The organism is Caballeronia sp. INDeC2, from assembly GCF_023631325.1.
GTDB lineage: Bacteria > Pseudomonadota > Gammaproteobacteria > Burkholderiales > Burkholderiaceae > Caballeronia.
The window spans coordinates 1-3,497 of sequence record NZ_JALQDG010000014.1 but is presented as its reverse complement, the minus strand read 5'-3'; the positions used below and the strand labels follow the sequence as shown (position 1 = coordinate 3,497).

Sequence of the window (3,497 nt, the reverse complement as noted above, 5' to 3'; positions counted from 1 at the left end):
CCCGTGTGAAAGTAGGTAATCGTCAGGCTCCTTATGCTCCAAACAAAAACCCCACCCCTGCAAGGTGGGGTTTTTGCGTTTCGAAACGCGGCTTCCGCAAGGCGACGGCTCAAAGCGAAATGCAGCGACCATTCGCCGCCAGAGCCGTCAACGGGCCAAAAATCGCTCGGCCAAACGCACCCAATACGACGATCCAACAGACAGCAGATCATCGTTGAAGTCATAACTGGCGTTATGCAGCATGCACGGTCCGGTGCCATGCCCTTGCTCGCGATGTCCACCGTCGCCATTACCCAGGAACGCATAGCATCCGGGTTTCTCGAGAAGCATGAACGAGAAATCTTCTGCGCCCATCGTCGGTTCTACCGCGTTGTCGACCTTATCTTTCCCTACGACTTCGGCCATGACTTCTGCCGCGAACCTCGTCTCTTCGGCTGCGTTGATCGTCGGCGGATAGTTTCTGTTGAATTGCAACTCGACCTCACAATCGTACGCGGCAGCAGTTGCTTCGACGATCTTGCGCATGCGCTCTTCGATGAGATCGAGCGTCGCAACCGTGAAGGTACGCACAGTACCGCCGAGCCAAGCCTGGTCGGGCACCACGTTCCCCGCTTCACCTGCATGAATCTGCGTAATGGACAGCACCGCCGTATCGATCGGCTTCTTGCTTCGCGTAATGATGCTTTGAAGCCCGTTTGCAATCTGAACCGCCGTGAAAACCGGATCGCGCCCGTTATGAGGCAAGGCTGCGTGCGAACCGGTTCCGCGAACTGTGATCCGAAACTCGTTGCTCGAGGCCATGATCGGCCCTTGGACCACGCCGAAATGACCGGCGGGCATGCCCGGCCAGTTGTGAATGCCGAACACGGCGTCGACAGGGAATTGCCTGAAAAGACCATCCTCGATCATGGCCTTTGCGCCCGCACCGCCTTCTTCGGCCGGCTGGAAAATGAAAACGACGGTCCCGTCGAACTTTCCATGCTCAGCCAGATGTTTCGCGGCGCCGAGCAGCATTGCGGTATGACCATCGTGGCCACAGGCATGCATGCGGCCGCCGTTTGTCGATCGATGTCCGAACGTATTGAGTTCCTGGATGGGCAACGCATCCATATCCGCGCGCAGCCCAATCGATGCGCCGCCAGTGCCGCGTTTCAGCACTCCGACGACGCCTGTCTTACCCAATCCCCGATGCACTTCGATTCCCCATCGTTCCAGGCTTTCGGCCACTAGCTTCGCGGTGCCGACCTCTTCATAACGGAGTTCGGGATGGGCATGGATCGTTCGTCGGAGCGCTTTGATTTCGTCGTGGGATGCTTCGATTTCCGGGATCAGATTCATTTGAACCGCTCTCACGTTTGAATTCGGATTTCGCGTATTGAATGCGCGAGTCATTCCATTCTACGCCGCCACTATTTGCGGCACCGGACGGTCGGTCGCATTGCGGCCGTAATAGAATTCCGTCATCTGCCGCTTTTTATTCCGATTTCCGGACCTTTTCGATGAACGCTCCAGCCGAGTTCGCCCGAGCCGTATGCCCACACGATTGCCCCGATACCTGCGCGATGCGCGTAACGGTAAAGGCAGGCAAAGCGGTCAAGATAAGCGGCGATCCCGATCATCCGCCGACGCAGGGCGTGCTTTGCACGAAGGTCACGCGATATGCAGAGCGCACGCATCACAAGGATCGTCTCCTGACTCCTCTGCGGCGAGTCGGCAAAAAAGGCGAGGGCCGCTTTGAGCCGATCGGATGGGATGAGGCGTTGCAACTTGCCGCCGAGCGCCTCAAACCGATCGCTCGGCGTGCGCCCGAAGCCATCGTTCCGTACAGCTACGCGGGAACGATGGGTTTGGTTCAGGGAGAGAGCATCGCCGCTCGATTCTTCAACGTGCTGGGTGCATCGCGACTGGAGCGCACCATTTGCGCCGCCGCGGGCGCGGCCGGCCTGCGCTACACGTACGGCGCCAGCCTCGGCATGCACGCGGAGTTTTACGAAGAGAGCGAACTCATTCTGATCTGGGGCGCAAATCCGATCGCCTCGAGCCTTCATTTCTGGACGCGCGCTCAGGAAGCCAAGCGACGAGGTGCCAAGCTGATCGCAATCGACCCCTACAAATCGCTCACCGCGGAGAAGTGCCATCAGCACATCGCGCTGCGCCCGGGCACCGACGCGGCGCTAGCGCTCGGCATGATCGACGTGCTGATCCGCGAGAATTTCATCGACCACGAGTATGTGAACGCGCACACGTCAGGCTTCGAAGAACTCGCGGCGCGCGCGGCCCAGTACCCACCGGCACGCGTCGCGCAGATATGCGGCATTGAAGAGAACATCGTCGTGGAACTCGCGCGCGCGTTTGGATCGACGAAAAGAGCCGCGATTCGACTGAACTACGGCATGCAGCGCGTGCGCGGCGGCGGCAATGCGGTTCGCGCAATAGCCTGCTTGCCCTCGCTGACAGGCGCGTGGCGCGAGCGCGCCGGAGGCCTGCTGCTTTCGTCGTCAGGATGGACGCCGATCAACGGCACTGCCTTGGAGCGCCCCGATTTGCTACCCGGATGGCCGTCGAAATTGCCGCGCGCGGTCAACATGAACGCGATCGGCGATGCGCTGCTCCATCCCGGCGACCAGAACTTCGGGCCGAAAATCGAAGCACTGATCGTCTACAACTCGAATCCTGTCGCGGTCGCGCCTGATTCGACGAAGGTCGCGGCGGGCTTCGCGCGCGACGATCTGTTCACGATCGTCCTCGAACACTTCCAGACAGATACCGCGGATTACGCCGATCTAATCTTCCCCGCAACGACGCAACTCGAGCATCTGGACGTCCACAAGTCGTACGGGCACACGTATGTCATGGCGAATCTCCCGGCGATTCCACCGGTCGGCGAAGCGCGTCCGAACACCGAGATCTTCCGCGGTCTCGCGCGCGCGATCGGCCTCGACGAACCCGCGCTTTTCGAGACCGACGAGCAAATCGCGTCGAATGCTTTCCGTTGGGACGATCCGACGCTCGAAGGCCAGAGCTGGGAAACGCTGAAATCGTCCGGCTGGCTGAAGCTCGACATCGCGGAGGCACCGCTGGCCGAGGGCGCGTTCCGCACGCCGTCCGGGAAATGCGAGTTCTACAGCGAGCGCCTGAAACGCGAAGGCCTTGACCCGCTGCCGGATTACCTGCCGCCATACGAATCCGCGGATGGCTCGCCGGAACTGGCCGCGCGTTATCCGCTCGCGATGATCTCGCCGCCCGCCCGCAATTTCCTGAACAGCAGCTTCGTAAATATCGAGAGCCTGCGCGCGGCGGAACGAGAGCCTCATCTGGACATTCATCCCGTCGATGCCGAAGCGCGAGGGATCGCCGATGGAGCGCTCGTGCGCATCTTCAACGACCGCGGTTCGATGCAGGCCCGGGGGGGGGGGGCCGTCCCCCCCCGCGCCGGGCGCCGCGGTGGGGGGGTGTTGTGGTGGTTGTTGTTTTTGTCGGCGGTGTGCTTCGCCTCT

2 protein-coding genes are annotated in these 3,497 nt (G+C 61.0%); one reads left to right on the top strand and one right to left on the bottom strand.

Features of this window, described 5'->3' with window-relative positions; all coding sequences use genetic code 11:
- Nucleotides 1-147: 147 nt before the first annotated feature.
- Nucleotides 148-1,338, bottom strand: a complete 1,191-nt coding sequence (locus NCS28_RS11855; protein WP_250514012.1) for a M20 aminoacylase family protein — start codon at nt 1,336-1,338, stop codon at nt 148-150.
- A 161-nt stretch (nt 1,339-1,499) separates the two neighbouring features.
- Between NCS28_RS11855 and NCS28_RS11850 the strand changes: the two genes are divergently transcribed.
- A partial coding sequence (locus NCS28_RS11850) for a molybdopterin-containing oxidoreductase family protein (protein WP_250514011.1) occupies nt 1,500-3,497 on the top strand: 1,998 nt, incomplete at its 3' end.

Excerpts from the sequence above, each read along its gene's own strand:
- NCS28_RS11855 (WP_250514012.1), bottom strand. The coding sequence starts at position 1,338 with ATGAATCTGATCCCGGAAATCGAAGCATCCCACGACGAAATCAAAGCG.